The sequence below is a fragment of the Euzebyales bacterium genome, from assembly GCA_035461305.1.
In the GTDB taxonomy this organism is placed as follows: Bacteria; Actinomycetota; Nitriliruptoria; order Euzebyales; family JAHELV01; genus JAHELV01.
Window position 1 is genome coordinate 1 of the sequence record DATHVN010000206.1, and the last position, 6,791, is coordinate 6,791.

8 protein-coding genes are annotated in these 6,791 nt (G+C 70.1%); 1 reads left to right on the forward strand and 7 read right to left on the reverse strand.

Annotated elements, in window-relative coordinates:
* Positions 1 to 112: 112 nt before the first annotated feature.
* From VK923_18750 to VK923_18765, 4 genes are all read right to left on the reverse strand, one after another.
* Positions 113 to 640, reverse strand: coding sequence for an FAD-dependent monooxygenase (locus VK923_18750; protein HSJ46721.1), 528 nt, complete (start codon positions 638 to 640; stop codon positions 113 to 115).
* 620 nt (positions 641 to 1,260) lie between these two features.
* Complete coding sequence (locus tag VK923_18755) at positions 1,261 to 1,581, reverse strand: DUF5615 family PIN-like protein (protein ID HSJ46722.1); 321 nt, start codon at positions 1,579 to 1,581, stop codon at positions 1,261 to 1,263.
* A 3-nt stretch (positions 1,582 to 1,584) separates the two neighbouring features.
* Positions 1,585 to 2,013 (reverse strand): hypothetical protein, encoded by a 429-nt coding sequence (locus VK923_18760; protein HSJ46723.1) that lies wholly within the window; start codon positions 2,011 to 2,013, stop codon positions 1,585 to 1,587.
* A gap of 123 nt (positions 2,014 to 2,136) precedes the next feature.
* Entirely contained in the window at positions 2,137 to 2,316 is a 180-nt protein-coding gene (locus VK923_18765; protein HSJ46724.1) for a hypothetical protein, read from the reverse strand.
* 587 nt (positions 2,317 to 2,903) lie between these two features.
* Between VK923_18765 and VK923_18770 the strand changes: the two genes are divergently transcribed.
* Complete coding sequence (locus VK923_18770; GenBank protein ID HSJ46725.1) at positions 2,904 to 3,248, forward strand: metalloregulator ArsR/SmtB family transcription factor; 345 nt, start codon at positions 2,904 to 2,906, stop codon at positions 3,246 to 3,248.
* Between the two features lie 64 nt (positions 3,249 to 3,312).
* Here the strand turns inward: VK923_18770 and VK923_18775 are convergent, their stop codons facing one another.
* From VK923_18775 to VK923_18785, 3 genes are all read right to left on the reverse strand, one after another.
* On the reverse strand, positions 3,313 to 3,621 hold the full coding sequence (locus VK923_18775) for a DoxX family protein (GenBank protein HSJ46726.1): 309 nt from the start codon (positions 3,619 to 3,621) through the stop codon (positions 3,313 to 3,315).
* A gap of 185 nt (positions 3,622 to 3,806) precedes the next feature.
* Positions 3,807 to 6,149: an FtsX-like permease family protein gene (locus VK923_18780; GenBank protein HSJ46727.1), complete on the reverse strand. Its 2,343-nt coding sequence runs from the start codon at positions 6,147 to 6,149 to the stop codon at positions 3,807 to 3,809.
* On the reverse strand, positions 6,146 to 6,791 hold a 646-nt coding region (locus VK923_18785), incomplete at its 5' end, for an ABC transporter ATP-binding protein (GenBank protein HSJ46728.1). The genes VK923_18780 and VK923_18785, both read right to left, overlap by 4 nt.

Here is a 6,791-nt window from a genome sequence, read left to right on the forward strand (position 1 = left end):
GCAGCGTCGAGCAGTTCAGCAGCCTCATCGGCGGTCAGTTCGCCGGCGACGCCATTCAGCGTGTCGAGTGCTTCGATCAGCCTTGCCCCAGGATCACCCATAGAGCCCGGTTCTAGCACGGGTTTGGCACGGTCGACACAGGATGCGCCGTCCGGGTTGCCACCGCGCGCAACGGGGACATGACGACGAACCCGGATCCGTCGACGCCGGTGTCGTCCTCGGCGAAGCCGCTCACCTCGCGTCCGCGGTAGATCGGCACGTCCAGCTCGGCGACCCAGCCCGCCAGGATGGGCTCGAACGTGCGCTGCCACAGCGCAAGCCCGTAGTTGTGGCGGGTGGGGAAGTCGCTGATGTCCAGGGGGATCATGGAGAACCCCTGCACCTGCATCGCCTGGCCCTCCGCCAGGAAGCGGTCGGCGATGCCGCGCTGGTCGAGCACCTCGATGGTGCGCGCGTGCAATCCGCCACCCCGTGAGGCATCGAGATCCTGGCTGGTCCGCCGCTCGACGATGGCGACGTCGACGCCCGCTAACGCCAGCTCGCCCGCCAGCATCAACCCCGTCGGACCGCCTCCCGCGATGACGACTGCATGGCGTTCCGCCAGCGGGCCGCCGCCCGAGACGTCTTCGGCTCTCGTCATCGGTCTGGCCTTCCTGCGGGCGGGGATGGCTGAAGCAGCCATCGGGCGGTCGTCGGCAGCTTCGAGCCCAGTCGGGTCAGGGCACACGGACGTGAGCGAGACGGTAGGTGGTCGGGTCGGGTTGGACCAGAGCGAGAGGCGCCCATCGGGCCACTGTTGGGATGAGCGTCTGTGTGGCAACATCCTGTTGGGGACAGGGAATGGTCGTTCCTCGGTCACGCGCAGCGTTGCGGGGCGGGGATTTTCTGCTTCGCTGCGCGAGCCCTGGGTCCACCGGCGGATTTTGCGACCCAGTCAAGGTCCGCGACCGCCCCATTTGGGTTGCACGGCCGCGACCAGGCCGGTTGTGCACTTGTGATCGTCCAGCCGGCTGAACGCGTTTCCGCAGCTTAGGACGGTTTTTCAGCGGAGGCGGTGGGATTCGAACCCACGAGACGCACGAAGTCGCCTACCAGTTCAAGGATGTGGCCGCGGTTTGCGCGATGTCGCGCCGAGTCCCATCCCGAATTGTCGTGCTGACCAGCACGTTTGCGATCTCTGGTGCGTCATGGACGACGACGCGTTCCAACCCTGCGCCACGCAGTTCGGTTGCAGATTGGGTTGCAGGCGGCGGTCATCGGTCACGGCGGCCAGTGCAGCCCGAGGTAGGGCTTGGGGTGGGCCATCGCCCACTTGTCGAGCAGTTCGGCGAGGTGGACGTGCATTCCCTGTGGGGGCAGCCGTGACGTGAGCACGCACAGGACCGTGACGCGATGGACGCCGGCGAAGTCCTTGACGTTCTCGGTGACGATCACGCGTTCTTCGGCGGCCGCGACCGCCACGACCTCGGCGTCGGGCCGCACGTCCACGCCGCGATCGCGCACGTGCACGGCATCGTGGCCGCGGTCATTGAGGAGTTCACAGGTCGCATGAGGGAACATCTGGTCGATCAGCAACCGCACGTCTTACGAGGCCATGAGGTCGTCGCGTGCCTGCGCGATCTGCGCCGTGCGATGCGCCGCCTCGTCGTTGTGCGCGACCTGTGCGTCGATCTCGTCGCGGTGGACGGCGGCATAGTCGATCGCGGTGCGGATGTGCCGCGGGTGCAGATCGAACTGCTCGGCGAGCATGCCCACGCGTTGCTCCTGCGACCCGGTGGTGGAACGCAGGGCGGAGATGACCTCCCACACGTCGGGTCCGACGGCGAGCGCGGCGCGGCGACCGGTCGGCCCGTCGCGGAACACAATCCCTGGGTGGTGGAGGACGTCCAGTCCCTCAGCGACGAGCCGTTCGAGCAGGGCACGCTCGGTGGCGTGCTCGGCGGCCGCCTGTGCCTCCAGCCGTGCCTTGATCGACGGGTCGATCCGGTACGACGTGGCTCGTGACGCGGACACGTCGACTCCCTTCGGTGACGTCGGACCGCAAGTGTAGTATGGCGAGCCAGCATCCGCGTGCCTTTTCGAGCGCGGGCCGGAACGCTGCGGACGCGTACCGGTCGGTCGCACCCACGTGTCGGCCTACTCCTCGGCCAGCGCGCCGACGACCATCGGTGCAAGGCTCGGGGTGTCCCGGACCAGCGTTCGCAGCTGACGACGACGCAGCGTGCCTCGCGCGACCGCCTGCGCGACGGCCGGTTCGACCAGCGCGGGATCACTGGTCGCCGCGACGTCGTGCAGCGTCCTGGCGATGGTCGTCACCGGGATCGCGTTCACTCGGTGCATGAGGGTGGGCAACGGCCATCGTCGTGCGGCTTGTTCGGTCAGGTGGGTGGATGTCGCGGGTCCGGTGACCATGCGCTCAAGGCCGAGCCGATTCTCGGCGCGCGGCCGCACGCGGTATAGGAGGGCCCGTGGTCGGCCGGATCGATGCCGGCGGCCGGTCGATCCTGGTCGACGCGCACGCCCAGCGCCTCGCCCGCGAAGCGCTGGTGCTCCTGGTGTTCGGCTCGCGGCCGGCGATCCGGGCGTCACTGCTCGACCGCTCACAGCCGCGGCGACCTGAGCTCGGGCACCGGACCCGCGCCCGGGCACGGCGGTGGAGGCGGCCGGCGCCGCCTCCACCGCGGCCGCGGTCAGCAGCAGCCCTCGGGGCAGCACGACTCGTCGCAGCAGGATGCCGCCATCGTGGTCACCTCCTCCACGCGCATCGGCTCGTCATCGGCCGTGGCGCTCGGGCACCACCCTTCGGCGTGCACCCGACGTGCCACAGCATCGATGACCATCAATATGCACCATGCCATTCGCATCGACGTTCGTCAATGTGGGCGGCCTACTGGACCCTGGCAATGACCGAGTCCCCGCTGGCCACGGCGTGCTGCGTGCCGCTGCTCGATGCGCCGGTCACAGAAGCAGATGCACGACGGATGGCACAGGTGTTCAAGGCCCTGAGCCATCCCGCACGGCTGCGGGTGCTGTCGTTGATCGGCGCGCGACCGGAAGGCGAGGCGTGCAGCTGCCAGCTCGTCGAACCGCTCGGGCTCTCGCAACCCACCGTGTCGCACCACCTGAAGGTGCTGCACGACACCGGCCTGCTCGCACGTGAACGCCGGGGCAGTGGGTGTACTACCGGATCCGGCCCGAGCAACTCGCCGCCGTGCGCTCGGTGCTCGATCCCGCGTGAGCGCGGGTGACCCACCGCATCGCATCGACCGGGATGCGCTGCCCGCGGCGCCAGCCGATCGCGTTGCCGTGCCTTCACAGCGCGTAGGAGCCAAACCGCGCCCACGCGACGAACGCCGCGATCACAAGGAGCACCACGTTCACGGTGATCATCTGGGTCTCACCACGTCGTCCGTGCACGACGGCGGCGCCGACCATGAGCAGCACGAGCCCGACCGCGGCCAACGGCGCCAGCACGGGCGCGACGTTCACCAGCGTGGGGACGATCAGCCCGATGCCGGCGAGCACCTCGAGGCCGCCGATGACCTTGACCATCGTGTCGGAGAAGTCCGCCACCCACCCCAGGCGCTCTCCGAGCTGTTCCCGTGACCTGGTCAGCTTCATCCCGCCCGCGCCAGGAAGGCGAATGCGAGCATGAACTGCAGGATCCAGACGAGGATCGACACTCGGGGCGACCTTCCGCACTGCTCTGGGGGATGTGACGTCTCGACGACGGTACCGCAGGCATGGTCGACACCTCCCACACCGACGCGGTGCTCAGGGGCCCGAGGCCGGCGCGCCGGATGCGATCAGGCGGCGCGTTCGCGGACGATGTCGGCGATGCGCAGGCGGCGGAGCGCTCGTAGGCCCGGCACCTGTGACGCCAGCGCGGCGACCAGCATCCCCGCCGCGGCGACGACGAACGTCAGCGGCGACATCGTGAGCTCGAAGCGGAACATGTCGCTGTTGTAGGCGGCCAGGGCCTCGGCCGCGGCGAGCCAGCCGAGCAGGAGCCCGGGGACCACGCCCAGCAGTGTCACGAGCACGTTCTCCGCCGTGATGAGCCTGGCGAGGCGACGCTGTTCGACGCCGCTGGCGCGCAACGTCGCGACCTCGACGGAGCGCTCGGACAGGTTGGCCGACATCGTCGTGAACAGGATGCCGAATGCCAGCAGCCCGCCGCACAGCAGCATGCCTCCGACGGAGGCGTAGAAGAGGCCGAGGAACTGCTGGACCGTCTCCTCCAGGACGCCGGTGCGCGACACCGCCAGCACCTCGTCGCGCGCGGCGAGCCGACCGGCGACGGCGTCGGCCGCGACACCGTCGTCGAAGCGCAGGGCCGCCGTCCGGATGACCTGATCGGGTGCCAGGTCGTTGAACGCCGCCATCGAGACGTACGCGAACGACCCCTGCGGTTCGTCGACGAAGCCGGCCACGTCGACCGTGCCCAGGGCGTTGCCATCGGCGTCGAGCACGCGGATCCGGTCCCCCGTGGACAGATCGAGCTCCGTCCGCAGCGCCGCCCCGAGCAGCATGCCCGTGCCGGGCAGTTCCATCGCGGAGCGGACTGATCCCTCGAACCTGTGCATGGACGTGTCGGTGGAGAAGGCCTGCAACGTCGTGTCGTAGCGCTTGTCTCCGGCGACGAGCGTGATGGGCACGCCCGCGACCGCCTCGGCAGCCGCCACGCCGCGCACGGCGGTCAGCGCCGCGAGCTCCGCGCGGTCGGCGGGGGTTGCGAGCACCACCTGCGCGTCGCTGCGGTCGATGTGTGAGAACTGGCGATCCACCAGTGCCCGGATCGTGTCGATCATGCCGGCCGACGCAAGGACGAGGACGAGCGCGAGAATCCCGCGGAGCATCGTCGACAGCGTCCTGCCGGGGTGGCGCTCGGGGTTGCGCACGACCAGACGCCAGCTCGCCGGCCACCGTCCGATCGTCGGGCTCAGGCGCGTGACCACACCGGAACGACCCTTGTGGGGGACGATGCCCCGCATCGCCTCTCCCGGCTCCAGCCGCGCCGCCGTCCGGGCCGGCACCCACGCGGCGAACGCACCCGTGACCATGCCGAAGGCCAGACCGACCGCGATGGACTCGGGGTACATCGCATTGACCGTCGCCGGCAGAGCGAGTGCGCCGGTGTAGGCGGTGGTCAGCTCCCGTGCCGCGAACAGCCCGAGCGGCACTCCGAACAGCGATCCCGTCGCTCCGGCCGCGAGGCCGTAGCTGAGGTAGTGGGCGAGCACCTGACGGCGACCGAGCCCGCAGGCCCGGAGGGTCCCGATGATCGTCCGTTCCGCCGCGACACGGCGACGCAGCAGGACGGCCGTCGCCATGGCCGCGCCGGACAGGAACAGCAACGGGAACAGCACGGCCAGACCCTGGAAGCCCTCGATGTCCTCCTGGAGCACGGCGTTGCTGGCCTGCTGCGCCCGGGTCGTGACCGACGTCGCACCGGCGCCGGCCGCTACCGCACGGACGTCGGCGATGACCTGCGCCCGCCGGGTGTCGTCGACCGGTATGAGGGCCTCGTTCGGTCCGCCGGCCAGGTCCTCGACCAGCGGCTCCGGCGCGAACAGCACCCCGAAGCTGTCGGGCGCCGGGAACAGCTCCTGACGGCTACGCGCGGGCCAGAGGTACTCGGTGGACGCGGCGACGCCGACCACGTCGACGTCCCGCCATCGCTGTGGGCCACGGATCCGGAGTCGGTCACCCGGGTGCAGACCGAAGTGGTGGGCAAGGTGTTGCTCGACGAGCACGCCGTCCGACGATGACGAGAACCACCTGCCCTCGACGAGCGCCACGCGGTTGACCGGCGCCGGGCCGCCGACCGGCGTCCCGACGATCCGGCCGATGAGCTTGTGGTCGCCGACGCGCACGGGCGTCTCGGTCACCGTGCGTGTGGCGACCACCGTGACGCCGTCGACGGCGGCGACCTGCCGAGCGATCTGTTGCGTGTCGCCACCGGCGATGGTGGCGTCGGCGAAGCGCAGCTCGGAGAACAGGGAGCGGTAGGAGCGGTCCAGATTGCGGTACGCGTCGTAGCTCGCGACGAACAGCGCGCTGCCGAGCGCGATGAGGACCACGATGGCCGCGAACTGTCCGAGCTGGTGGCGGATGTCGCGCCGCAGCTTGCGTCGCAGGGTGCTCACCACGTGACCTCCGCGGCGTCGCAGGGCTCGTCGTTGTGGGTGACTTCGACGATCGCTCCTGAGCGCAGGCGCACGACCCGGTCCGCCATCGCGGCGATCGCGGTGTGTGTGACGTTCACCACCGTCGTCGCCCGCTCGCGGTTGCGGTGCTGGAGCACGCCGAGGACCTGCCGTCCGGTCTCCAGGTCCAGCGCACCCGTGGGCTCGTCGCACAGCAGCAGGTCCGGCTCGGGCGCGAGCGCTCTTGAGATCGCGACGCGCTGCTGCTCGCCGCCCGAGAGCTCCGACGGGAAGTGGTCTGCGCGCTCGGCCAGACCGACGACGGCGAGCGTCTCGGCGGTCCGCGTGGCGTCATGACCGGTCAGCTCGGCCACGAGCTGGACGTTCTCGTGCGCAGTCAGTGCCGGGATCAGGTTGAAGAACTGGAAGACGAAGCCGATGTGGTCGCGCCGGTAGGCGGTGCGACCGTCGTCGTCGAGGCCCACAAGATCGACACCCGCCACGTCGACGGTGCCCGACGTCGCCGGCTCGATGCCGCCGATGACGTTCAGCAGGGTCGTCTTGCCGGAGCCGCTCGGGCCCAGCAGCACGACCAGCTCGCCGCGGGCGATCTCGAGATCGACGCCGGACAGCGCGTCGACG

Coding starts and splice junctions, on each gene's coding strand:
- VK923_18750 (HSJ46721.1), bottom strand. CDS start 640: ATGACGAGAGCCGAAGACGTCTCGGGCGGCGGCCCGCTGGCGGAACGC.
- VK923_18770 (HSJ46725.1), top strand. CDS start 2,904: ATGACCGAGTCCCCGCTGGCCACGGCGTGCTGCGTGCCGCTGCTCGAT.
- VK923_18775 (HSJ46726.1), bottom strand. CDS start 3,621: ATGAAGCTGACCAGGTCACGGGAACAGCTCGGAGAGCGCCTGGGGTGG.